Annotated in this window: 20 protein-coding genes; 11 read left to right on the top strand and 9 right to left on the bottom strand. The window is 63.8% G+C overall.

Annotation, left to right across the window (positions count from 1 at the left end; all coding sequences use genetic code 11):
* Positions 1-37: 37 nt before the first annotated feature.
* Together ACF8NF_RS16115 and ACF8NF_RS16110 are read left to right on the top strand one after the other, a co-directional pair.
* Positions 38-727, top strand: a complete 690-nt coding sequence (locus ACF8NF_RS16115) for an IPTL-CTERM sorting domain-containing protein (protein WP_267178311.1) — start codon at positions 38-40, stop codon at positions 725-727.
* A 27-nt stretch (positions 728-754) separates the two neighbouring features.
* Entirely contained in the window at positions 755-1,783 is a 1,029-nt protein-coding gene (locus tag ACF8NF_RS16110) for a collagen-like protein (protein WP_392450848.1), read from the top strand.
* Between the two features lie 585 nt (positions 1,784-2,368).
* Here the strand turns inward: ACF8NF_RS16110 and ACF8NF_RS16105 are convergent.
* The 4 genes from ACF8NF_RS16105 to ACF8NF_RS16090 all read right to left on the bottom strand — a co-directional run bounded on the left by ACF8NF_RS16105 (position 2,369) and on the right by ACF8NF_RS16090 (position 4,917).
* Positions 2,369-2,566, bottom strand: coding sequence for a hypothetical protein (locus ACF8NF_RS16105; RefSeq protein ID WP_338496113.1), 198 nt, complete (start codon positions 2,564-2,566; stop codon positions 2,369-2,371).
* 122 nt (positions 2,567-2,688) lie between these two features.
* Positions 2,689-3,108 carry a hypothetical protein gene (locus ACF8NF_RS16100; RefSeq protein WP_392450847.1) on the bottom strand — a complete coding sequence of 140 codons (420 nt, stop codon included), beginning with the start codon at positions 3,106-3,108 and terminating at the stop codon, positions 2,689-2,691.
* 253 nt (positions 3,109-3,361) lie between these two features.
* Positions 3,362-4,435 (bottom strand): linear amide C-N hydrolase, encoded by a 1,074-nt coding sequence (locus tag ACF8NF_RS16095; protein ID WP_209800626.1) that lies wholly within the window; start codon positions 4,433-4,435, stop codon positions 3,362-3,364.
* A gap of 296 nt (positions 4,436-4,731) precedes the next feature.
* A complete protein-coding gene (locus tag ACF8NF_RS16090) occupies positions 4,732-4,917 on the bottom strand; it encodes a hypothetical protein (protein ID WP_017405224.1) in 186 nt (61 codons plus the stop codon).
* A 266-nt stretch (positions 4,918-5,183) separates the two neighbouring features.
* Between ACF8NF_RS16090 and ACF8NF_RS16085 the strand changes: the two genes are divergently transcribed.
* Together ACF8NF_RS16085 and ACF8NF_RS16080 are read left to right on the top strand one after the other, a co-directional pair.
* Positions 5,184-5,663: a GNAT family N-acetyltransferase gene (locus ACF8NF_RS16085; protein ID WP_074923362.1), complete on the top strand. Its 480-nt coding sequence runs from the start codon at positions 5,184-5,186 to the stop codon at positions 5,661-5,663.
* A gap of 137 nt (positions 5,664-5,800) precedes the next feature.
* The gene (locus ACF8NF_RS16080) at positions 5,801-7,102 is read left to right on the top strand and encodes a UDP-N-acetylglucosamine 1-carboxyvinyltransferase (protein WP_016454857.1); all 1,302 of its coding nucleotides are present in this window, start codon (positions 5,801-5,803) and stop codon (positions 7,100-7,102) included.
* 24 nt (positions 7,103-7,126) lie between these two features.
* Here the strand turns inward: ACF8NF_RS16080 and ACF8NF_RS16075 are convergent, their stop codons facing one another.
* Positions 7,127-7,519 (bottom strand): hypothetical protein, encoded by a 393-nt coding sequence (locus ACF8NF_RS16075; RefSeq protein ID WP_392450846.1) that lies wholly within the window; start codon positions 7,517-7,519, stop codon positions 7,127-7,129.
* A 114-nt stretch (positions 7,520-7,633) separates the two neighbouring features.
* On the opposite strand from ACF8NF_RS16075, the gene ACF8NF_RS16070 reads away from it, so the two are divergent.
* Together ACF8NF_RS16070 and ACF8NF_RS16065 are read left to right on the top strand one after the other, a co-directional pair.
* On the top strand, positions 7,634-8,050 hold the full coding sequence (locus ACF8NF_RS16070) for an Arc family DNA-binding protein (protein ID WP_237426644.1): 417 nt from the start codon (positions 7,634-7,636) through the stop codon (positions 8,048-8,050).
* Between the two features lie 132 nt (positions 8,051-8,182).
* Positions 8,183-8,362 carry a CsbD family protein gene (locus tag ACF8NF_RS16065; protein WP_016446836.1) on the top strand — a complete coding sequence of 60 codons (180 nt, stop codon included), beginning with the start codon at positions 8,183-8,185 and terminating at the stop codon, positions 8,360-8,362.
* Positions 8,363-8,473: 111 nt separating this feature from the next.
* Here ACF8NF_RS16065 and ACF8NF_RS16060 read toward each other — a convergent pair whose 3' ends face one another.
* On the bottom strand, positions 8,474-9,649 hold the full coding sequence (locus ACF8NF_RS16060) for a diguanylate cyclase (protein ID WP_392450845.1): 1,176 nt from the start codon (positions 9,647-9,649) through the stop codon (positions 8,474-8,476).
* Positions 9,650-10,001: 352 nt separating this feature from the next.
* Here ACF8NF_RS16060 and ACF8NF_RS16055 point away from each other — a divergent pair, with 352 nt between their 5' ends.
* On the top strand, positions 10,002-11,564 hold the full coding sequence (locus ACF8NF_RS16055) for a methyl-accepting chemotaxis protein (protein WP_016446838.1): 1,563 nt from the start codon (positions 10,002-10,004) through the stop codon (positions 11,562-11,564).
* A gap of 468 nt (positions 11,565-12,032) precedes the next feature.
* Here the strand turns inward: ACF8NF_RS16055 and ACF8NF_RS16050 are convergent, their stop codons facing one another.
* Positions 12,033-12,326, bottom strand: a complete 294-nt coding sequence (locus tag ACF8NF_RS16050) for an H-NS family nucleoid-associated regulatory protein (protein WP_016446839.1) — start codon at positions 12,324-12,326, stop codon at positions 12,033-12,035.
* 794 nt (positions 12,327-13,120) lie between these two features.
* Here ACF8NF_RS16050 and ACF8NF_RS16045 point away from each other — a divergent pair.
* A complete protein-coding gene (locus tag ACF8NF_RS16045; RefSeq protein ID WP_016454855.1) occupies positions 13,121-14,941 on the top strand; it encodes a methyl-accepting chemotaxis protein in 1,821 nt (606 codons plus the stop codon).
* Between the two features lie 32 nt (positions 14,942-14,973).
* Here the strand turns inward: ACF8NF_RS16045 and ACF8NF_RS16040 are convergent, their stop codons facing one another.
* Positions 14,974-16,461, bottom strand: coding sequence for a diguanylate cyclase (locus ACF8NF_RS16040; RefSeq protein WP_392450844.1), 1,488 nt, complete (start codon positions 16,459-16,461; stop codon positions 14,974-14,976).
* 703 nt (positions 16,462-17,164) lie between these two features.
* Here ACF8NF_RS16040 and ACF8NF_RS16035 point away from each other — a divergent pair.
* Positions 17,165-17,644, top strand: coding sequence for an Lrp/AsnC family transcriptional regulator (locus tag ACF8NF_RS16035; RefSeq protein ID WP_016446843.1), 480 nt, complete (start codon positions 17,165-17,167; stop codon positions 17,642-17,644).
* A 176-nt stretch (positions 17,645-17,820) separates the two neighbouring features.
* Positions 17,821-20,268 (top strand): penicillin acylase family protein, encoded by a 2,448-nt coding sequence (locus ACF8NF_RS16030; RefSeq protein WP_392450843.1) that lies wholly within the window; start codon positions 17,821-17,823, stop codon positions 20,266-20,268.
* Between the two features lie 104 nt (positions 20,269-20,372).
* On the opposite strand, the gene selD is transcribed toward ACF8NF_RS16030, so the two are convergent.
* Positions 20,373-21,431, bottom strand: a complete 1,059-nt coding sequence (gene selD, locus ACF8NF_RS16025) for a selenide, water dikinase SelD (RefSeq protein ID WP_017405217.1) — start codon at positions 21,429-21,431, stop codon at positions 20,373-20,375.
* A 99-nt stretch (positions 21,432-21,530) separates the two neighbouring features.
* On the opposite strand from selD, the gene ACF8NF_RS16020 reads away from it, so the two are divergent.
* Positions 21,531-22,343: an N-acetyltransferase gene (locus ACF8NF_RS16020; RefSeq protein WP_047218171.1), complete on the top strand. Its 813-nt coding sequence runs from the start codon at positions 21,531-21,533 to the stop codon at positions 22,341-22,343.
* Positions 22,344-22,385 lie beyond the last annotated feature (42 nt).

The following is a 22,385-nucleotide window of genomic DNA, read 5'->3' as shown; positions in this document are numbered from 1 at the left end:
GTGCCCTGCGGTCTTGATGCCCAGTGGAGCTTGTTTGATGAATTTTTCACTTTCTCGATGGCTGGCCGGGGTTGGCTTGGCTTTTCTGCTGTCCTCCAACGCCGCTGCCCAGTGGTCCTATCCACCGGGCAGCTCTCTGGTCGTCCCGCCGGGCGGCGCCGTGGACCTGTCCTGCTCTGCACTGGACATGCAGGGAACCCTGGACTTGGGCGGCGCCCTGACCGTCGATTCTTCGGCTACGTTCGCAAGTACCGCCGCCATCACGAACAGTGGCGGAACGCTGTCGGTGGGGGGTGACCTGCAGATCAACGGATCACTGAATGCCGGCAACAACACGATCGAGCTGCGCGACGGCTGCGATCCGGGCAACACCAGCCAGCTCAGCGGCACCTTGGTCGTGCAGAACCTGACCATCAAGAGCAGCACGGGCCGCACCTTTGTGCTGCCTGTCGGGGCAAATATCACCGTGCTCGGGACGCTGACCGTCGAGGGAGTGCCTGGTCAGCCTGTGGTGCTGCAGGCTGCCAGCGGCACTGCGGTCATCAACCTGGGTCCCGGTGCGACGGTGGTACGCACCAATGCGACGGTTCCGCCCACTGTGCAGATCGGTGCAGGTCCCGGCCCATCGGCTGCGGCCATTCCCACACTGAGCGAGTATGGGTTGGTGCTTCTCTCTCTGCTCATGGGACTGGCGCTTTGGCGTCAGCGCCGCACTGCACAACGTTAGCCACTACACATTCAGACTATGAAAACCATGAAATTCACGCTGCGCTCTGTCTCTTTCGCTGCGGCCATCGTCTTGAGCGGCGCTGCAGTGGCGGCTCCTGGCGGCGCCGACATCACCATCACACCACCCGCCAATGGTGGATTCGTCATCAAGAACAATGCAGGCAATGCAGAGCGGTTCCGGGTGATGGAAACAGGCGATGTATATCTGCCCAACCTATCCAACACATCGGAGGCTGGCAGCGTGGCCTGCTATGACGATGTGACGGGGCGACTGGGCAAGTGCGCAGCAGGGGCGATTGTGGGGAACCCGGGGCCGACGGGAGCAACCGGGGCGACCGGTGCAACAGGACCTGCGGGCGCGACCGGCCAGGCAGGTCCTGCGGGACCCACAGGTCCGGCCGGCGTTCAAGGCCCGGCGGGCCAGACAGGCGCTCAAGGCCCCATTGGTGCCACGGGCCTTCAAGGTCCGACGGGGGCGCAGGGTGATATTGGCTTGCCTGGTCCTACAGGCCCCGCAGGCCCTGCAGGTGCATCGGGTGGTAAAGCCATCATGAGCAGCAGCGCGAAAGGCATGGCGTTGACAACGATTGCGGGTGGCTTGCCCGGCAACGTTGCGGTCTTGCCGATGAATGGTTACGTTCCTGCTGCTGCAATGCAAAGTCTTATTGGTGGAAACCTAGACCTTACAGCACTGCAAGCAGCAGATGGAGTACCTCAATCATTTCCAGCTGATGGTGTGATAACTGGATTGACTGCGCAAATCCAAAACACCAATGCATTGAGTTTGGTGGGAACTACTATCTCATTGCAGGCGCAACTTTATACATCCGTGGATAATGTATTCTCGCCGGTGCCAGGAGCGGTATGCACAATGGGTCCTAGTTATACGGGGATTCTTGCTTTAGGTACTATTTCGAGCTGCGTTGTTACTGGGTTGAGCATTCCTGTTACATCTGGTACGCGAGGGGTTTTCGTAATTTCGGCAAATGCTTTTGGTCTTACTTTGGTAAATACTGTGAATGTCGTAGGGGGGGCATCGCTTGTAATGCAATAAAAGCCTTGTTTTAGTATTCACCGTGCTCTCAGATGCTGAAAAGTGTCTGAGAGTTTTTTATTTAAAATTTCCTAAAAAGATTTCGATAATATTGCCGGGGTGTGGTTTTGATGAGAGAAGACGACGGGAACGCGTCGGAGCCGCACACAGGTCAACGATATTCCGGCCAAGTGGCTAGGTACTGCAGTAGAGGATGCTGCGCTGGAGGCATCAGCGAATCGTCACCACTGGGATATCTGCGTGGGCCAAGCCCGGCACAAGCAGCTGACGAGCTATATGGTCCTTTTACTATGACCAAATCCTGCCCAAAGTAGGCCAAAATTGTGTGGAAAAGGCATGATTGCGAAAACACCAGAAGCGTGGCTATCGCTGCAAGTTGTTGATGTAAAAGGCGTTTTCTCTTGTGCCTATTTCGGTGAATCGGACTTTTAATCCGTTGGTCGCGAGTTCGAATCTCGCAGGACCCACCAAAGAACACAAGGCCCCGTAGCGATACGGGGCCTTTTTTCTTTGCTATCGAAGAAGTAGCAAGATGGGGCCGAGGTTTACAGGCCGCGTTCCGCAACTCTCCCCGTGTTCCGCAATTCACCGAACGGGCTTCACCTTCTTGCCCACCTTGTGGCGGATGTACTGGGCGGCCATGCGCTCCGTCGTGTGCTCCAGCCGTATCCCGCCGTCGTCATCCAACGTGGTGGCGGCCGTGGCGCGCAGGCCCCGAGGCTGGAACTGCGCCTTGGGAATGCCGGCGGCATCCCGAGCGGCGTCGACGCGGTCGCGGAGCATGTTCTTGGTCAGAGGCTGGCCGGCTTCGTTGAGCTGGCCGTGCAGGATTCGAACAAGCCGAGCATGTGTTGCGCGTGTCTGCAGGACGAGCAGGTTGTGGACCGTCTGGACACCGCGCTACGTCAATCCACTACGGAAATCTTGAGCGCGTACGCCGATGACTTGCCCTGGCGGGCGGCTGCGCGGTTGAGGAAGACACGCACACGGTAGTCACCGCTGGCGGGCAATGCACCGGTCCATGTGGGGCCGTCTGCCACCTCGCCCCGATACAGCGCTTCCTCGCTGCCGGGCGGCAGCACGTTGAAGTAGGTGGAGGTGGATTTCGTCTCCGTGTGCACGGTCATCTTCTGCCCGGCAACCGCACGCACTATGTAGTCGCGCGCCTGCTCCTTGTTGCCTTGGAGCTTGCCTTGGACAGTCGCGCCCGACGTGCCTTTCTTGAAGGTCACCGCAGTGGACGGAACGTCCGCCTGGGCGATCGCCGGCATTTGTACAAGCGTGATGGCAGCGAAAAATGCAGCTGCGCAAATTCTGGAAAGCATGCTGATCCTTTCTAAGAGGCACTGATCGCCTCGCTTGCATGCAGGCTACCAGATGATTTTCCGCTTGGGCGCACCCGACGGGCGTGGTTTGCAGGAAGAACTCCGATCAGTGCCGAGGCCTGCATTGACAGGTCCTCCCGTCGCGCCGCCCCCGCCGATGACGGTCATGGTTGTGATGCCTGCAGGCACCGTGCAAAGTTGGGGGCCGCCAGCGGCCGTTGTTGATTTGGTGTTTCTGCTCGCTTTTTTTTCCCTAGATGCCTAGAAATTGAAACGGTAATGATTCCTGAAACTGCCGCGTGGCATCGCCCGAGAAGGTGTGGTTCTGGTCTGGGCCCAGATCCAGCTTGAGAACCTTGCCGGTTTTCTGGCTGAAGTCGAGTGCCTTGAGGTCTATCCAGAAGGTATTTGGCGTCAACGCTGATTCGAAGAAATAGAGCTTGCGCTGGTGGTCGAAAACGGTTCTCCAGCGGGTTGACGAGATATTGGGCTCCTCCGGCGTATTCAGGCCGTAGGGCACCGAGGCGTTGCGGATCACGCTGAAGACGCTGGCCAGCGCCTTGTTGGGGTCCTGACTTTTGGGGATGGCGTTGACGTAGAAGGATGCGCGGGCAAATCGATCGGCGGCGCGATTGGTGCCGGGCAGCATGGTGGTGCCGCCCACTTGCTGCCAATAGGTGTTGAGAGCCAATTGCTGATCAAACGTCGGTGAATTGGTCATGACCTGGTATTGCCGGCCGTGATGTATCACCTGCCGGCCATTGATGTACTCGACGATGGCGCTGTCGCCGCTGGCGTCGGACATCGAGAGATGCAGCGTCGTCAGCCGGTTCTCTCCGGGAACGTTGTCGGAGACGATGGTGAAAGGTTCTTTTTCCAGCGCCGCAACGGCTTCCTGGACGGTGGCGAAGTTGTCTAGCACGTATTGCGCCCAGGCTGCAATGGTCAGGCCAGGCTTGCTGCCCGCACCGAAGGCCGGGTATTGGGACTCCACCAGCCAGAGCAGGTTGGCGTTGAGGCCGGCTTCATTGACTCCATCGGTGGTGGAGACGTCATAGCCCGAGGTGATGACGCTTCCGTATTTGGACGTCCAGCGCAACGAGTTGGGGCCTGCCTTGCCTGAGCGCTCCATTCCACGCGGGAGCACCCAGAGATTGCTGACGATGTCGCTTTTCCAATCCATGGAGCGCGCGGTGACGACCTGGCCATTCGCACCAAGAAAGACAAGGCGGGTGCAGGCCCAGGTGCCGGGCAGGGCCGTAAGGCCGGCAATTCCCATCAGCAATGCGCCCACTACGGGGTGAATCTGCAGTCTGCGTTTCTTCATGGCAACTCCTTTGCAGGCAAATGGACTGGCGCAGTGTAGTGCGTCATTCGTACCCAGGTCAGAAATGGCCGCCTTGTGAAAAGGCGGGCCGGCAAACTGGCGGTCATTGGAGATGCCGCGCATGGGCCTGCGCGCATGCGGGTGCAGAGGGCACCGCTGTCAGATGGCGTGGCTGAACATGGGGCTGGCCAGCATCGCCACCGCAAAGGAGATGGCGCAGATTGCAGACCACAGGAAGACGAGGAAGAGGTGGCGCATCGTGCAGCTCTCGGGAGTGTTTGGTGGTTCTTGCCAGTTCAATTGCGGATGCGGTTCAGAATGCGCAGCCCGAGCATTGAAAGGCGTTCCAGCAGAGGCCTTGGCTCCATGCGCAGCAGCAACAGCTGCTGGCCGCCGCGCACGGGAAAGGCTTCCAGCAGGCTGCGGTGGTAGCGGGCATCCGGGTCCGGGTTGAAGCTTTCTGTGGGAACGACTCGATGCATCTTGTATCTCCGTCATGTGATTTCGGAAGCCTTTGGGGAGCACGGCCTCTGACGGGATCTATTTCAATTGGTTTCGCGGCGTTTCCGTGCGGGTCAAGTTTGTGGCCGCATGTAGGCCGGGTCTGTACGCTGCGTATGTGTTTTGCGCACGCGCTGTGCGGCCTGTCCGCAGGTCTTCACAGGTGTGAGCAGCGCATCGGCAACGGCTTTGCGGCGGCTGGCAGTCCCTAGAATTCGGGATCCCCATCTCATTTGCCAGGAGTTCCATGTCCTCCGTTCCCACGCTTCAGATCCGGCCCGTTGCACAGGCGGACCATCAGCAATGGCTTCCTCTTTGGCAGGGCTACAACGCCTTTTACGGGCGCGCTGGCGAGACGGCGCTGCCCGAGGACATCACGCAGGCGACCTGGGAGCGCTTTCTCAATCCGCTGGAGCCGGTGTTTGCGCTGGTGGCAGAGAGCGAGGGTGAGCTGGTGGGCCTGGCGCACTACCTGTTCCACCGCAGCACCACGCGGCTGGAGCCCGTGTGCTATTTGCAGGATCTGTTTGCCGATGCAGGCCGGCGCAAGCAGGGCATAGGCAAGTCGCTCATCCGCGCGGTCTACGAGCAGGCATCCCTGGCGGGAGCGCGCCGTGTCTACTGGCAGACGCAGTCTTCCAACGAAGCGGGCCGTGCGCTGTATGACCAGGTGGCCGAGCATCGTGGCTTCATCGTCTACGGGCACGAACTCCAGGGCAGAGCCTGACGCTTTGTTGTCGGGTTGGCGATCCAGAGAAGAAACCTGTTGAAACAGCGGGTGCGCGCAGCCGATGCAGGTCCGCCGGGGGGGCTTGGCAACCCTAGAATCACGCGTTGTCCTTTCGCTGCTTGCGCTGCACCCCCATGTCCAATCTCATCGTCCACGGCGGCACGCCCTTGCGCGGCCGCGTCGTTCCTTCCGCCAACAAGAATGCCGTGTTGCCGATCCTGTGCGCCACGCTATTGACCGATCAGCCGCTGCGGCTGCATGGCGTGCCGGACATCACCGATGTGCGCAAGATCCTGGACATCTTCCGCACGCTGGGCAGCGAGGTGCAGCTGGACGAAACCACACGCACGCTGCAGTTGCATCATCGCGATACGCGCTTTGATGCATCGTCGCATCGCCTGCCGGAGGAGATGCGCTCTTCCATCATGCTGGTGCCGCCGCTGCTGGCGCGCTTTGGCGTGGCGCGGCTGGAGGACAACGTCAAGGGCTGCACGCTGGGCGTGCGTGAGATCGATCCGCACGTGGACATCTTCCGCTCCTTCGGAGGTGAGGTGGAGCGCGCCAGCGGCTCGCTGCTGATCCACAGCGCACAGCCGCTCAAGGCCGTGCGCCACTGGCTGGACTACGCCTCCGTCACGGCGACAGAGAATTTCGTGCTGTGCGCCGTGGCCGCGCAGGGCGAGTCCATGCTGACCAATGCGGCCTGCGAGCCGCATGTGCAGGAGTTTTGCCGCTTCATGGTGATGATGGGTGCCGACATCGACGGCATCGGCACCTCGCGGCTGACGGTGCGTGGCGGCGCGCCGCTGAGCGGCGGCGAGTTCACCTTCGAGGAAGACTTCCACGAGATCACCACCTTTCTCGCGCTGGGCGCGATCACGGGCGGCGATGTGGAGGTGCGCAACAGCACGCCGGACAACTTTCCGCTGATCGACCGCACCTTCGCCAAGTTTGGCGTGCAGGTGGAGCACAAGAACGGCTGGTCACGCGCGCTGCGCTCGGGGCCGCTGAAGGTGCAGACGCCGTTCACCAGCAATGTGCTCACCAAGGTCGAGGCTGCGCCGTGGCCGTACTTTCCGGTGGATCTGCTGCCCATCTTCATTGCGCTGGGCGTGCATGCGCAGGGCAATGCGCTGTTCTGGAACAAGATCTACGACGGCGCGCTGGGCTGGACGGGAGAGCTGTCCAAGTTCGGCGCCCATGTGTTTTCTTCGGACCCGCATCGTGTGGTCACCTTCGGCGGCAATCCGCTGACGCCGGCCGTGGTGGAGAGCCCCTACATCATCCGCGTGGCGATTGCGCTGTTCATGGTTGCCAGCAGCATCGAGGGCCGCTCGGAGATCCGCAACGCCACGCCGATCCGCCGGGCGCATCCGCACTTCGTGGAGAACCTGCGCAGTCTGGGCGCTCGGGTGGAGTGGACCAACGAGGAGTGATGGAAAGCGGCGATGCGCAGGCTGCTAGGCCTGCGCCGCCGCTTCCGAGAATCTCTTGGCCGCCCTGAGCAGGTAGCTCACGGCATAGAGGATGGGGTCGTCCGTCTCGTCGTCGTTCACGCGGTCAATGATTTCCAGCAGGCCCTGAAGGTCGGCGGACATTTGTGGCAGCACGCTGCTGGCCAGGGCCTCCACCGGCTGCTCGGCAGCGGCGCGGTCCGCCTTGAGGTGATAGCCGCGCAGCAGGTCGCGGACACCGATCACCATGGCGCGGCTGGATCTTTCCACATGCATTTCCAGCACGCTCAGCGCTGCGCTGATGTGGCATAGCGCGTCTGTTGCCAGGGTCTCCGGGTCGGGCGGGCTGGCGACGGCCTGCGCAGGATGCACGGAGGCTGGCATGTCTGTGTCCGGCATGGTTCTGTCCTTGCGCAATGTGTCCTGGATTCAGGGCTGGTGGTTCGAGGGCGTGGATGTGGGCTTGCACAGCCCCCGGGCGGGTCGTTTCGAGTTTTATGCCAACTTGGAATCATGTCAACTAGGCATGAATCTGAATTTGCATCCGGCAGGTACCATCGCGCAATGCAACGCAAACCCTTTCCCAGCGAAACCCAGGAGCGCTTCATCGTCCGTTTTCCGGATGGCATGCGTGATCGCATCTCGGAAGCGGCAAAGGCCGGCCACCGTTCCATGAATGCAGAAATCGTTGCGCGCATACGGCGCAGCTTCGAATTGGACGAAGCCGGCGATGCCGACCAGGCCGAGATCGAGCAGGGTGCGGCGGGATTGAGAGAGGAAATTTCGCGCCTGTGCCAGTTGCTGCAAGAGCACAAGGACGCTGCGGCAGGCCTGTTCGAGGCGCACAAGGAAGCGGTGGTGGACGAGGCACTGAAACGCCTGCGCTCCGAAACAGGCATGGCGGCAGGCCGCGCTCCGGGGAAGAGATGAGGCTGTAGGCCTGAGACCACGCTCATCGTTGCCGAGCGCTGGCGCTTGTCCTTGCGGGGCGCGCTTATCGTTGCGTCGGGTCTGCAAGGATCCATCCCTTTTTTAGAAGCTCTTGCAGCAAAGGACGCAGCTATGAACACGGATCAGATCAAGGGCACGCTCAAGGATGCCGCAGGCAAGGTGCAGCAAAAGGCTGGCGAGTTGATCGACAGCCCCGAACAGCAGGCCAAGGGCATTGCCAAGCAGGTCGAAGGCACGGCTCAGAAAAAGCTGGGCGATGTGAAGGAAGCCCTGAAGGATGCGAAAAAGTAAGGCGCCCACGCTGCCTTGATGACGAACAAGCCCGCCACTGCCTGGCGGGCTTTTCTTTTCAGCGAGTTTTGACGGGCGCAAGCGCGAGCAAGGCGTTCCTTGCTTCCTTTATCAGGCGGTCTGGGGCAGCTTGCGGCCGGGGTCCGCGGCCACGTGCACACGGTCACGGCCTGCCTGCTTGGCGGAGTAGAGCAGGGCGTCGGCGCGCGTCAGCGCATCGGTCAGGGCGGTGTTGGCGGCCACGGGGGCGATGCCGAAGCTGATGGTGATCCGCTGGCCGGCTGCCAGCACATAGCCGTCCGCGCTGAGCTGAGCGCGTATGCGCTCGGCCACGCGCTCGGCCTCCTCGGGCGTGGTGCGCATCAGCAGCAGCACGAATTCCTCGCCGCCAAAGCGTGAGACCAGATCGTCGCTGCGCACATGCTGCTGCAAGGTCCTGGCCACGGCCTGCAGAACGCGGTCGCCACAGTCATGGCCCCAGCTGTCGTTGATGCGCTTGAAGTGGTCTATGTCGCCGATCAGAACGGAAACCGGCGCCATGTGCGAATCGGCCAGGCGCAGCTCGGCGGCCTCCTGGAAGGCGCGACGGTTGAGCAGGTTGGTCAGCGAGTCGTGGTTGCGCTCCTGGCGCAGCGCGGTGAAGACATCGCGCACCGTGCAGGCCAGCAGCATCAGGGTGAACAGCAGAGCAAACGACAGCGTGCTGACCAGAGTCACCAGCCAGTAGGTGGAGCGAGCAATCTCATTGAGGTCGGTGCTGCCCAGGGCCAGCACCAGCAGCGGCCGGGCGGCGGTGTAGCCGGCAAACACCACGTAGGACCAGTAGAGCATTCTCTCCAGCCAATCCTGCGGTGGCCGGCGCCGCAGCATGGCGGGCGCCGGCAGCAACTGCAGCAGGCCCAGGCCTGTGTTGAGCCAATGCACGCGTACCCACAGATCGACCTGGATCCGGCTGTAGTAGTACAGCGCGGCCAGAACCACCGCACCTATGAGCAAACCCAGCACGGGATGGGCCGAGACCCCGTAACGCCCCGCCATGCAGCGCGCAAAGCACCAGGTGCCAAACAGGTACATGGCGCCTGTGTACACGGCCCAATGGTGGAGTTGTTCGCGGTGGGCAATGCTCTGCCATGCAAGCGCCAGGGAAACCAGGGCATAGCCGCCGGCAATCCACAGCAGATAGCGCTGGCGACGCTGCACCAGCCAGCACACGGCCAGCGTGCAGCTGAGCAGCAAAATGCTCAGTGGCGCAATCAGTACATAGAGGCGATCGGTATCGAGTGACACATCCACAGCGTGTTATGCACTTGCAGGTGCGAAAGACGGCGGCTGGCAGCTTCCAAGCCCAGGCATTCAATGGCGCGGCAGCCGCAAGCGTCATTGCATTTTGCATCCGATGTCACCGGCGCTTGCCACTGCATATGCACTGTTCCGCGTTGTGCACAGCGGGTGATATCGGGTCTGCCCGCGCGCAGCCTCAAGTTCCCGGTATTTCTGACGAAAAAGCAAGTCATCTTTTCCGGATTGATGGGCCATGTCGATATGGCGGGGCTTTTCACCGGAAGACGGCCGGCGCTAGTGCGCGTGGCCTGTTGTTTCACCTTTCCTCTGTTCAGTTTTTCCGACGAGAGTTCTACGAATGAAATTTGATCAATGGAGCGTGTCCGCCAAGCTTTGGGGCACGCTGGGCGGCTTGTTGGCGATGATGCTTGCGGTATCGCTGTGGGCACAGTTTGCGGCGGCCCGCGCCATGGACCAGGGCATGCAGACGCTATCCGAATATGAGAACCGCATCGGTCTGGCCATTCAATGGAAGGGCGCAACGGAAACCACGGGCGAGCGGGTGCTGGCCAGCAATGCCTCCACCGATGAGGAATTGACGCGCCTGCTCGACGGCCGGGTCAAGGAGGGCTCTGGCCTGATCACCAAGCTGCAGGCCGAGATCGTCAAGGGTGCCAGCGAGGCCGACAAGGCTGCGCTGGAGCGCATCGCCAGCATCCGTGCCGAGGTGCTGGCGCTGAACAAGCGGGCCCGCGAGATCAAGTTGACGGGCGATGCCGCGGCGTTCCGCGAGTTCGTCCAGCAACAGTACCTGGGTGCCATCGGCCGCTATGTGGACTCGCTGGAAGTCTTTGTGCAGCTGCAGCGCAGCCAGCGCGATGCGGCCATGGAGCAGGCCCAGGCCGCGCGCCAACAGGCCAGTGTGCTGGCCTGGATTGTCCAGGGCGTGGTGCTCCTGGCCGGACTGGCGCTGGCCTTCGTGCTGACGCGTGCCATCACGCGTCCGCTGGAGCGAGCCGTGCAACTGACCGATGCCATTGCGCAGGGCGACCTTACCGTGTCGGCCGAGGACAGCCGCAAGGACGAATTCGGTCATCTGCTGCGCTCGGTCTCGGGCATGGCGGCACGGCTGCGTGGCTTGGTGACGGAGGTGCGTGACAGCGTGCACTCGATCTCCACTGCATCCACCGAGATTGCCGCCGGGAATCACAACCTGTCTTCGCGCACCGAGCAGACGGCGTCGAACCTGGAGGAAACGGCCGCCAGCATGGAGCAACTGACCGCGACCGTGGGCCAGGCCGCCGACACCGCGCGCCAGGCCAATCACCTGGCCGGCAGCGCCGCCCAGGCGGCCGAGCGCGGGGGCGCCGTGGTGGGCCATGTGGTGGCCAGCATGGACCGCATCAGCGACAGCGCACGCCGCATCTCCGACATCATCGGCGTGATCGACTCCATTGCTTTTCAGACCAACATCCTCGCGCTCAATGCCGCCGTGGAAGCGGCCCGCGCGGGTGAGCAGGGCCGTGGCTTCGCTGTCGTGGCTGGCGAAGTGCGGGCCCTGGCCCATCGCAGCGCAGAGGCCGCCAAGGAGATCAAGGGGCTGATCAGCACCTCGGTCGATGCCGCGCAGGAAGGCTCTGCCCAGGTCGCCCAGGCCGGCCAGGTGATGGATGACATCGTGGGCAGCGTGCGCAAGGTCTCGGACATGATTGGCGAGATCACGGCGTCTTCCACCGAGCAGCGCGACGGCATTGGCCAGGTCAACCAGGCCGTCAGCCATCTGGACCAGATGACGCAGCAAAACGCTGCCCTGGTGGAGGAGTCCGCAGCGGCAGCGGCCGCACTGAGCGACCAGGCGCAGCGCCTGTCGGGCATGGTGGCCGTGTTCAAGGTTGGCAACGCTGTGCCAGCCCTGCGATAGCGCGTGCAGAAAAAAAGGACCGCCGGGGGCGGTCCTGTTGCAGAGAAAAGCCGTGGCCCTTGCGGGCCTGCCAGGGTAAGTCAGTGAGAGGGGAGGGAGGAGATAGTCTCCCTGGCTCGGCTGGAAAATGGTTCGTGGTGGTGGCGGATTGCTCCAGTGGCCGTTGGGGCCTGGCCGTTGCGTGACCGGATGCCCATGGCTTGCGGGTGCTGCAATGACGTGGGCATCATGATTTTGGAGAGTGCAGGTGTAGGACAGTTCCCTGTGCGATACCTGCTGTTTCCCTTGTTGTGATTGCTTGGGTACCGAAACATGCAGGCACCTTTCGGCTCACACATCAGCACTACATTGAAGAATTTGTAACTTCTGGGCAATAGGGTTAACCCCTTGCTTCTGGCAACAAAAAGCCCGCACTTGGCGGGCTCTGTCGCAGCTTAGTGGCTGCCGGAGGGCGTGGCAGGCCGCATCTCATATGGCGAAGGGAGTGCGGTCCTTGCCTTCAATCCAGCGGGGCTGCTTGCCGCGGCCGGTCCAGGTCGCACCGGTGGCGGGATCGCGGTACTTGGGAACGCCGACCACGCGGAAACCAGCGCCAGTCTTGGCTTTGGACGAGGGAAAGACATCGGCCTCGGTCAATCCGTATTGGTCGATGATGGTGCGCACCTGGGCAATGGCTCCGGACTTCTCGGTCTTGAGCACTTCGGCGATCTGGGCTTCGAGCTGGGCTTTCTGCTGCAGCAGTGTCTTGTAGTCTGTGGTCATGTATATCAATGAATGTTGATCTGCCAATATAAAGGAATCCGGGAGAGCTTTTGGCAAAGTGAGCCTACACTGCCGCGCAACACCCGGATGACGACAGGCGTATTGTCAGAGAGCCTGTTTGAGAACAGGTTCCCATGTTGCCTGAGTCTAGGCGAGTCTGACGCTGATTTTTGTGGCGTATGGAAACCGGGTCATCGCATCTGCCACCGCTGCGCAGGTGCTGGGAAACAGGGCCGTGTAGCAGGCGCCGGCCACTTTGATGATGCATCGCTTCATGTTTCTCTCCCCTTGAATGACAGGTCTGCCTGCTTATCGGCATCTTTGCATCAAGATGAAACATTTTGTATCCTGCTCCCTGCCGATCCTGGTCAGGGGCCTTCATGGATCCATGGCAGTCCATGAAGGGCAAGAAAAGGCCGCATGGTGCACCCCAAAAATATGAGGGAGGGAAAAACACAGGGTGCGCGGCGCAAACGGCAGGACCCTGGTGCAAGGCCCTGGCGTTTGCGACAAAAAGATCCCGCCTGCAGGGCGGGAAATGTCTGTGTTACAAATTGACACTATAGCATGCATCCGTCCAGGATGTGACGATAACTTGCAAAAACCTGACGACTCAGGCTCCGGTGGCGTTGCGAGCAAAGCGCTGCTTGCTCGAAGGGGGCAGCGGATCACCTGCAGCCAGGAAGCGTGCAATTGCAAGGGCAAGTACGCACTCTTTGAGCTCTGGCGGCCGGTGTGTCTCGGATAGGCTCGGTGGGCATTCACAGCCCTCGTTTTTGCCTTTACTACGCATCATGTTTCAAACACTTCGTGCCCGCCTGATCCTCATCTGCGTGGCAATCACAGTGGCCGCGCTGTTCGCGCTGTCCATGGCCACCTTCTGGACGGCGCGCGGCAGCACGCTGTCCGGCATCGACGAAAACATCGGCCAGCTCACGCAGGCCCATGCAGCTGCATTGACCGACTGGGTCCAGGACAAGCAGCGCATCACCGGCTCGCTGAAAACGGCGGTGCAACAGCCGGACCCGATTCCTTTCCTGCTGGCAGGCCAGCAGGCCGGCGGCTTCGATGACGCCTACTTCGTGCATGCGGACAAGCGTGCCGTGTTCACCCATCCCATGCCGGAGAACTACGACGGCACCCAGCGCGACTGGTTCAAGCAGGCCGTGCGGGAAGGCCGTCCGGGCGTCACGCCGGCCTACGTGGATGCCAGCACGGGTGAGCTGACGATCAGCTTTGTCGATCCGGTCGGGGCCTCGGGCGCGATCACGGCCGTCGTCGGCACCGATGTGCGGCTGGCGGCCATGTCCAGGAAAGTGGCGGCCATACGCCCCCAGGAAAAGAGCTTCGCCTTTCTGATGGACGGCGAAGGCCGTCTGCTGGCCTACGCCAGGCCCGAGCTGGCGCTCAAGCCCGCTTCGGCGATTGCACCGGAGCTCGATGCGGCCCTGATCAAGCGCCTGGCCGAGCAGGGCGGACGTGCCGACCTGGTGCTCGATGGAGAGCCGCAGATGGTCTATGCCGCCAAGGTGGAGGGCACGCCCTGGACGCTGGCCGTGGTGATCGACCGCGCACAGGCCACGCATTCCGTAAGCGCGCTGCTGCAGGTGGCCGCCTTCATCACCGCGCTTTCCGTGCTGGGTACGGCCGTGCTGTTGACCGTGGTGCTGCGCCGGATGCTCATGCGCCTGGCCGTGGCGCGCGATGCCTTGCAGGACATTGCTTCCGGCGAGGGCGATCTGACCCGCCGCCTCACGGCGGCAGGCCGGGACGAACTGGCGCAGATCGGCCAGTCCTTCAATCAGTTCGTGGACAAGATCGCCACGGTGCTGCTGCGCATTCGCGAATCGTCGGAATCGGTGCGCATGGCGTCGGCCGAGATCGCGGGCGGCAACCAGGACCTGTCGTCACGCACCGAGCAGCAGGCCAGCTCGCTGGAGCAGACGGCAGCCGCCATGGAGCAGATCACGGCAACCGTGCAGCAAAACGCGGCCAATGCCCGCCAGGCCAGCGAGCTGGCCACCAGCGCCTCGCAGATCGCCACGCAGGGCGGTGAGGCCGTGGGCCAGGTGGTGCAGACCATGGGTGGCATCGAGGCGTCGGCACGCAAGATCGAAAGCATCATCGGCGTGATCGACTCCATCGCCTTCCAGACCAACATCCTCGCGCTCAATGCTGCCGTCGAAGCGGCCCGTGCCGGCGAGCAGGGCCGTGGCTTTGCGGTGGTCGCCAGCGAGGTGCGCACGCTGGCCCAGCGCAGCGCCACGGCGGCGCGGGAGATCAAGGCGCTGATCGACGATTCCGTGGGCCAGATCGACACGGGCAGCCGGCTGGTGCGCAATGCGGGCACCACCATCGACCAGGCCGTGGACGGCGTGCGCAAGCTCAGTACGCTGGTGGCCGAGATCAGCAATGCCAGCCAGGAGCAAAGCCGTGGCATTGCCGAGGTGGGTAGCGCCATTGGACAGATGGACCAGGTCACGCAGCAGAACGCCGCCCTGGTGGAAGAGGTCACGGCGGCTGCGCAATCGCTGCAGCAACAGGCCGTGCAGCTGGCCCAGGCCGTGGCGGGCTTCAAGCTCGACGAAGGAAACGGCGCCCGCCGCCTGCGCTGAGCGCGGGCAAAACGCCGAGGCGGCGCCTGGTGTCAGGCCGCCTTGGCGCCCCCGGAATGCTCGCAGGCAAAGGCCGGTGTACCGGCCTCGCCCGGCCGCTCGCCCGCCACGAAATACCGGTCCCGGCCGCTGGCCTTGGCTTGGTACAGCGCCGTGTCGGCCGTGCGCAGCAAGGCGCTCAAACCCAGCGGAGGCTGGGCCATGTTCGTGCAGGCGATGCCAATGCTCAGCGTGGGGCAGATGGTTGCGCCATCGCTTGTCTCGATGCGGATTTCGCGCGTGGCTTCGCACAGCCGCTGGGCCACGGCGCTGGCCGTGGCGCAGTCGGCGCCAGGCAGCAGCACGGCAAATTCCTCGCCGCCCAGGCGGCCTATGAGTTCATGCGGGCGCAGCGCCTGCGACAGGCGGGCCGAGACTTCCTGCAGCACCCGGTCGCCAGCGGCATGGCCGTGGCGGTCGTTGGTGTGCTTGAAGTGATCCAGGTCCAGCATCAGCATGGCGCCCGACTGGTGCTCGCGCTGCAGGCGCTCCAGCGTGCGCTGAGCGCGCTCCAGAAAGCTGGTGCGTGCCAGCAGGCCGGTCAGCGCATCGTGGTTCACTGCATGGCGCAGTTTGCTGAGCATGTCCTTGAAGGCCATGAGCGTGCAGGCCACGGCCAGCGGGCCTATGGACAGCATGGCCAGGCCCAGGCGGAACGAGAACGTGGTCTCCAGTTCGGAACTGGGCGAGGTGAGCAGTACATCTGAAAACGTGGCCAGCTTGATGGCACAGCTGGCGAGGTTGAGCAGGGCGACCACGAACAGCCGGTAGCGCATGGCACACAGCAGCATGGCCGGCATGCTCAGGGACAGCGCGCCCGGCCCGCCCAGGTAGATGGCAATGGCCTCGGAGATCACCAGGGCCAACAGCGGCAGCAGGGCCTGCACGGTCTGCCTGAACGGCTGGCCACGCCAGGACAGCGGCTCCAGGCTTGCGGGAAAGCTCAACAGAACGGGCAGCAACAGGGTCATGTGCATCAGCTCGCTGCTGAACCACATGGCCATCATGGGCTGCCAGGGCCAATGCATCAGCTGGTGCATGCCCACCGAGCCCAGCACGGCGCCGACCACGCTCACAAGCAGGCTGCACATCACCAGGTGCAGCACCGATGAGGGGGAGCGCATCTGCCGCACCCGCAGCGGCAGGCGCCTCATCATCACCCAGCCGCAGGCCACGGCTGCCAGATCGGCGAAAGTCAGCCACAGGGTCTGGTCAAGCGGGCTGCCCGACAACCATTCGGCCAACGTCATGGCCACGGCGGCCGCCGTCCAGCAGTGTCTATGGCTGTAGGCGGGGCTGCGCAGCATCCAGCCCAGCAGCAGGGCGTTGGACAGCCACAGAGATGACAGATGCCCCGGAGAGCGCAGGCCCAGCGCAACGGCCGAGCACAGAAACAGCACCCCGCCCAGCACAAAGCTGTCCCGCCAGGGCGTTGCAGCTTGTGAAATCCACGGATCTCCAGATACGGCGCGATATGACATATGTCTCCCCTGTGGAGACTGAATGGAGGCACCGGACACTGCGCGCGTTCGTCGGGCATGCCGGGCATGCCCTTGTCATGGGGAACGAGCGGTCCGGCGGGCAGCGGGAAATCGGAAAACCCTCCTTTGGCGTGCTGCGGCAAGCCGCGTAACTGCGGGCAGGCCCTGCGTCGGAAGCCGACGGATGCGGGGTAACTTGAGTTCACAAAATTTACGCCTGCGGGGCCAATCTAGCGGAAATGCATGTATTTGCAAGTACTGATCCATCATGCGTGCTGCGCCTTCCCAAGCGGTTTGCCGTGTTCCGTCGAGCCCGGCCAGTACGGCCGCAGGCGGCAGCCCTACCCGCGGAGCAGCGTCGCCAAAGGAAGGATGGGATGCATGCTAAGTATTTATGCGAGGTCCCAGCCGGGTGACATGCAGCGGCGGAGCATCGGGGTGTGTCGGGGGATTTGTAATTAGTTACTTTTGTTTCTGATAGCCATTACTCTTGCCTGGTGGTGCCCATGTGCCGTCGCTGCTGGGCGATGCGGGATGGGGATGCACTCCAGATGCGGCGGTTTCGGATGAAACGAGGATCTTGTTGATGAAAGCGACGATTTGCAGCGCATAGAATTGCCGGATTGGTGGATATATCTGCCGAAATGTTGAACACGTCCGAGCCGCCGCCATAGGCTCTTGCCGTTGACGTCCAGGGAGCTGCATGGAATACCGTCTTGATGAAACCGACCGCCAACTGCTGCGCCTGCTGCAGACCAATGCGCGGGCTTCCACCGCGCATCTGGCCCGGCAGATGAATCTGGCGCGCACGACGGTGGTGGCCCGCATTGCCCGGCTGGAGCAGGAAGGCGTGATCGCCGGATACGGCGTTCGCCTGGGTGCGCGCGTGGAGCAGTCTGCGGTGCGCGCGTACTGCGGCATTCGCGTGCAGCCCAAGACGGCCACTTCAGTAATGCAGGCACTCAACCGTTTCACCGAGGTCGAGGAGGTCTCCGCCGTCAGCGGCCAGTACGACTACATGGTGTTCGTGCGCTGCGAGAGCAACGAAAAGCTCGACGCGCTGCTGGACCGCATAGGCCTGATCGACGGCATACAGCAGACCTATACCTCGGTGGTGCTCAGCCGCAAGATCGACCGGCGCATGACGGCGGCGCTGAGCCAGCTGGCTGAATCTGCCGCCTGAGTCTTCTGCCCGTGCCGGCCGATGGAGAGCCGGGTGGCTGTCCGCATCGACTGTCGGGCATCAGACATTTCCTAGTGAAACTGCCGGGTAGGCAGTGCCTTGCCTCGCTCCTATGCTGATGCGGGCCCCGTGGCAGACCGGGGCCTTTGTGTACGCATAACACCAGGAGACAAAGCATGCACCCAGCGCTTCGCAGTGGATGGAAACCCTTGTCATTGATAGCCCTGGCCGCCTTGGCGGCCTGCGGCGGTTCGGGAGACGGCTCCGGCAGCAAGTACAGCGCGGAGATCCGCCGCACGGAGATGGGCATTCCGCACATCAAGGCCAAGGACTGGACGGGCCTGGGCTATGGTGCGGGCTATGCCCAGGCGCAGGACAACCTGTGCACCATGGCCGACTCCTTCCTGACCTACCGCGGGGAGCGTTCGCGCCACTTCGGCGGCGATGCCCAGGCCGTCTATGACAGCACCATCGACCGGCCGCGCAACATCGATTCGGACTTCTTCTTCCGCCATGTCGTCTCCGATGACGCCGTGGCCGCCATGATCCAGGCCCAGCCCGACAAGCTCAAGCAACTGGTCGATGGCTTCGTGGCCGGCTACAACCGCGTGGTGCGCGAGACCCCGGCCGGGGCCAAGACCAATGCGGCCTGCGCGGGCCAGCCTTGGGTGCAGGCCATCACGGCCCAGGACATCTGGCGGCGCATGTATACGGCCAATCTTGCCGGCGGCTACAGCAATTTCGTGGCCCAGATCGCCAATGCCGTGCCGCCTGCAGCAGCTGCGGCGGCAACGGCCTCGGCCAAGCCGGCGAAGGGCCGGTCGGCCGCGACGCAGCTGGCCGCGCTCAAGCCGGGCCAGGTGGTGGCGCCATCATTGCAGGTGGGCGGCACCACGGGCATAGGCAGCAACATGTACGGCTTCGGCCAGCAGGCCACGGGCGGCAGCAGCGTGCTGTTCGGCAATCCGCACTGGTACTGGAAGGGGCCGGACCGCTTCTACCAATCGCAGCTCACGATTCCGGGCGAGATCGACGTCAGTGGCGCCAGCTTCCTGGGTATCCCGATGGTGCTGATCGGCTTCAACAACGACGTGGCCTGGAGCCACACCGTGTCCACGGCGCGGCGCTTCGGCCTGTTCATGTACCAACTGGCCCCCAATGATCCGACCCGCTATGTGCGCGACGGCAAGACCGAGGCCATGCAGGCCAGCAGGATCACGGTGAGCGTGCGCAATGCCTCCGGCGGGCAGGACCAGGTCACGCGCACGCTTTACAAGACCGTTCACGGCCCGGTGGTCAACCTCGGCGCCATGGACCCGGCGCTGGGCTGGACCACGCAGAGCGTGTTCGCCATCCGCGACATCAACGCCTACAACTACCGCACCTTCCGCAACTGGCTGCGCTGGAACCAGGCCAAGTCGCTGGACGAGTTCATCCGCATCCAGAAGGAGGAGTCGGCCATTCCCTGGGTCAACACCGTCGCTGCGGGACGCGGCAACGCCCAGGTCTGGTATGCCGACATAGGCGCCGTGCCCAACGTGCCGCCCGCGCAGCTGCAGGCCTGCGCCACGCCGGCCTCGGCGGCCATCAACGCGGCGCTGCCCCAGGTGCCGGTGCTGGCCGGCGGCAGCAGCCAGTGCGACTGGGGCTCGGATGCGGATTCGGTGCAGGCCGGCGCCATCGGCCCGGCACGCATGCCCAGCCTGCTGCGTGGCGACTACGTGGGCAACATGAACGACAGCTACTGGCTGTCCAATGCCTCGGCACCGCTGACCGGCTATCCGGCCATCTTCGGCTCCACCTCTTCTGCCCAGAGCCTGCGCACGCGCCTGGGCCACACCATGGCGCTGCAGCGGCTGGCGGGCACGGACGGCTATCCGGGCAAGATGGCCACCAGCGACATCGTTCGCCAGATGGTGCTGGACAGCCGTGTGTACAGCGCGCGTTTCAAGGACGAGGCATTGGCCCAGGTCTGTCCAGGCCCCGTGTCCTCGGCGGGTGAAACGGTGGACGTATCGGCTGCCTGCACGGCGCTGCAGGCCTGGGACGGCACGGGCACGGCGGCATCCAGGGGCTCCCATGTCTGGGACGAGTTCTGGAAGCGCGTGGCCAGCCAGATCAAATCGGCCGACCTGTATGCCGTGCCCTTCGATGCGGCCGACCCCGTCAACACGCCGCGCGGCATCAAGCCCACGGCCAAGGCGGCGCTGCAAAAGGCGTTCGCCGAAGCAGTGAAGGCCGTGCAGGCCAGCGGCTTTGCCATGGATGCGGCGCGTGGCACCGTGCTGTTCTCGCAGCGTGGCGGAGAGAAGACGGCGCTGTATGGCGGATGCGGCGAGGTGGGCTACTTCACCATCACCTGCTCGGAAAACAAGATAGAGCAGGGCGGCTACAGCATGGACGGGCAGCCGCACGGCAACAGCTACATGCAGGTGGTGAGCTTCCCGGCGGCCGGAGTGGAGGCCCATACCTTCCTGACCTTCTCGCTGTCGGACGATCCTGCCTCGGCCCACTATGCGGACTACACCAAGGCCTACGGTGCGCGCCAGTGGCTCAAGCTGCCGTTCACCGACAGCGCCATCCAGGCCAGCCCGGCCTACAAGACGCAGACCGTGAGCGAGTGACATCCGCTGTCCGGCGTGATGCAGTGCCCGCCTGAAGGGGCTGCATCAGGCATGCAATGCAAACGGGGGCCCAGGCCCCCGTTTCGCTTGACTGGTTGCCTGGCTCAGTCCACCACGACGCGGGCCTGGCCCGCTTCCATGCGGCCCACGATGGCTGCATCGCCAAAGCCCTGTTCGGCAAACAGCGCAAGCACCTGGTCCGCCACATCGGGCGTGCACGATACGAGCAGGCCGCCCGAGGTCTGCGGATCGGTCAGCAGCGCGCGCTGGGCATCGGTGATGCCGGCGCCCAGCACCACCTGCGTGCCATATGAGGCCCAGTTGCGGCCCGAGGCGCCCGTGATGACGCCCTGCTCGGCAAAGCCCTGCACCGTGGGAAGCACGGGCAGGCTGCGGCTGTCGATGCGCGCCGTCAGGCCCGCGCCGCGTGCCAGCTCCAGGCCATGGCCCAGCAGGCCGAAGCCCGTCACATCGGTCAGCGCGTGCACGCCGTCCATCTTGCCCAGCGCCGTGCCGGGGCGGTTGAGCAAGGTGGTTGCCTCCACCATGGCGCGGTAGCCGGCTTCGTCCAGCAGGTTCTTCTTGAGCGCGGCCGACAGAATGCCCACGCCCAGCGGCTTGCCCAGGATCAGCACGTCGCCGGCCCGGGCGTCGGCATTGCGCTTCATCTGGCGGGGGTTGACGATGCCGATGCCGACCAGGCCGTAGATGGGCTCGACCGAGTCGATGGAGTGGCCCCCGGCCAGCGGAATGCCGGCATCGCGGCAGACCGATTCGCCACCTTCCAGGATCTTGGCAATGGTGTCGTGCGGCAGCACATTGATGGGCATGCCCACGATGGCCAGGGCCATCAGGGGCTGGCCGCCCATGGCGTAGATGTCGGACAGCGCATTCGTCGCGGCGATGCGGCCGAAGTCATACGGATCGTCCACGATGGGCATGAAGAAGTCCGTGGTCGCCACGATGGCCTGCTCGTCGTTGATGCGGTAGACGGCGGCGTCGTCGGCGGTCTCCGTGCCCACCAGCAGGTCCGGGAAGAACTGCTTGGGCAGCGCGCTCTTGCCGATCAGCTCCGCCAGCAGGCCCGGCGCGATCTTGCAGCCGCAGCCGCCGCCATGGGACAGCGAGGTGAGTCGGGGGGCTTGGGAGGTGTCTGTGGTCATGGAGCAATCCGGCGATCGGCGGCGATCGCAGTAGTGGGAAAGAGTGCCTGCCGGCAGCGCGGCGGCGCGCCATATTATGGGCGGGCACGGCGGGCGGCCATGGTACAAGCGGGCATGTCCAAGTCTTTCGCTCATGACCGCGCATCCGTGGACTGCGATCCCGAGACGGTGGTCGGCGTGGAGCAGCGCGGCTTCAACGCCTGGCCGGCCCAGCGCACCGTGCTCTGCGGGGACTGGCTGCTGCGCGCCGCGCAGGGCCATACCAAGCGGGCCAACTCCGCCAATGCCCATCAGCCCGGCGCCCGCCTTGGCGCCTTGCTGGCGCAGATCGAAGCCTTCTACCAACGCCAGGGCCTGCCGCCCGTCTTCCGCCTCTCGCCCCTGGCCAGCCCCGAGGCCGATGCCCAGCTGGCGCAGGCCGGCTACCTGCTGGCCGATCCTTCGCTCGTGATGCGCGCAGCCTTGGCGGACATGGCGCAGCCGGCGGACGAAAAAGGCTGGACCCTCGCCATGGATGCCCGGCCCGGTGCGGCCTGGCTGCAAGGCTTTGCCGAGGCCGGCGCCGTGCCGCCCCGGCACAGGCAGGCGCATCACCACATGCTGCAGTCCATTGCCTGGCCCGCCGCCTTTGCCACGCTGCGCGTCGGGGGCGAGGTGGCCGGGTTCGGCCTGGCCGTGCTGGAGCGCGGCTGCGTGGGCCTGTATGACATCGTCATCGCACCTGCAATGCGCGGGCGGGGGCTGGGCCGTGCGCTGGTGTGCGGCCTGCTGCACTGGGGACGGACGCAGGGGGCGCAATGGGCCGAGCTGCAGGTGCGGGCTCCCAACCGGGTGGCGCGCGGGCTGTATGAAAGCCTGGGCTTTCATCCGCTCTACGCCTATCACTACCGCCTGCCTGCCGCGGCGCCTTGATGTGCCGCAGCGACTAAGAAAGGATGATGACCCAGCGCGACA

It is taken from the genome of Delftia sp. WSY_22, from assembly GCF_043104185.1.
In the GTDB taxonomy this organism is placed as follows: domain Bacteria; phylum Pseudomonadota; class Gammaproteobacteria; order Burkholderiales; family Burkholderiaceae_C; genus Comamonas; species Comamonas tsuruhatensis.
This window is presented reverse-complemented; position numbering and strand designations above follow the sequence as displayed.

Excerpts from the sequence above, each read along its gene's own strand:
- ACF8NF_RS16115 (WP_267178311.1), top strand. The coding sequence starts at position 38 with ATGAATTTTTCACTTTCTCGATGGCTGGCCGGGGTTGGCTTGGCTTTT.
- ACF8NF_RS16110 (WP_392450848.1), top strand. The coding sequence starts at position 755 with ATGAAATTCACGCTGCGCTCTGTCTCTTTCGCTGCGGCCATCGTCTTG.
- ACF8NF_RS16105 (WP_338496113.1), bottom strand. The coding sequence starts at position 2,566 with ATGCTCCGCGACCGCGTCGACGCCGCTCGGGATGCCGCCGGCATTCCC.
- ACF8NF_RS16100 (WP_392450847.1), bottom strand. The coding sequence starts at position 3,108 with ATGCTTTCCAGAATTTGCGCAGCTGCATTTTTCGCTGCCATCACGCTT.
- ACF8NF_RS16095 (WP_209800626.1), bottom strand. The coding sequence starts at position 4,435 with ATGAAGAAACGCAGACTGCAGATTCACCCCGTAGTGGGCGCATTGCTG.
- ACF8NF_RS16090 (WP_017405224.1), bottom strand. The coding sequence starts at position 4,917 with ATGCATCGAGTCGTTCCCACAGAAAGCTTCAACCCGGACCCGGATGCC.
- ACF8NF_RS16085 (WP_074923362.1), top strand. The coding sequence starts at position 5,184 with ATGTCCTCCGTTCCCACGCTTCAGATCCGGCCCGTTGCACAGGCGGAC.
- ACF8NF_RS16080 (WP_016454857.1), top strand. The coding sequence starts at position 5,801 with ATGTCCAATCTCATCGTCCACGGCGGCACGCCCTTGCGCGGCCGCGTC.
- ACF8NF_RS16075 (WP_392450846.1), bottom strand. The coding sequence starts at position 7,519 with ATGCCGGACACAGACATGCCAGCCTCCGTGCATCCTGCGCAGGCCGTC.
- ACF8NF_RS16070 (WP_237426644.1), top strand. The coding sequence starts at position 7,634 with ATGTCAACTAGGCATGAATCTGAATTTGCATCCGGCAGGTACCATCGC.
- ACF8NF_RS16065 (WP_016446836.1), top strand. The coding sequence starts at position 8,183 with ATGAACACGGATCAGATCAAGGGCACGCTCAAGGATGCCGCAGGCAAG.
- ACF8NF_RS16055 (WP_016446838.1), top strand. The coding sequence starts at position 10,002 with ATGAAATTTGATCAATGGAGCGTGTCCGCCAAGCTTTGGGGCACGCTG.
- ACF8NF_RS16050 (WP_016446839.1), bottom strand. The coding sequence starts at position 12,326 with ATGACCACAGACTACAAGACACTGCTGCAGCAGAAAGCCCAGCTCGAA.
- ACF8NF_RS16045 (WP_016454855.1), top strand. The coding sequence starts at position 13,121 with ATGTTTCAAACACTTCGTGCCCGCCTGATCCTCATCTGCGTGGCAATC.
- ACF8NF_RS16040 (WP_392450844.1), bottom strand. The coding sequence starts at position 16,461 with ATGTCATATCGCGCCGTATCTGGAGATCCGTGGATTTCACAAGCTGCA.
- ACF8NF_RS16035 (WP_016446843.1), top strand. The coding sequence starts at position 17,165 with ATGGAATACCGTCTTGATGAAACCGACCGCCAACTGCTGCGCCTGCTG.
- ACF8NF_RS16030 (WP_392450843.1), top strand. The coding sequence starts at position 17,821 with ATGCACCCAGCGCTTCGCAGTGGATGGAAACCCTTGTCATTGATAGCC.
- selD (WP_017405217.1), bottom strand. The coding sequence starts at position 21,431 with ATGACCACAGACACCTCCCAAGCCCCCCGACTCACCTCGCTGTCCCAT.
- ACF8NF_RS16020 (WP_047218171.1), top strand. The coding sequence starts at position 21,531 with ATGGTACAAGCGGGCATGTCCAAGTCTTTCGCTCATGACCGCGCATCC.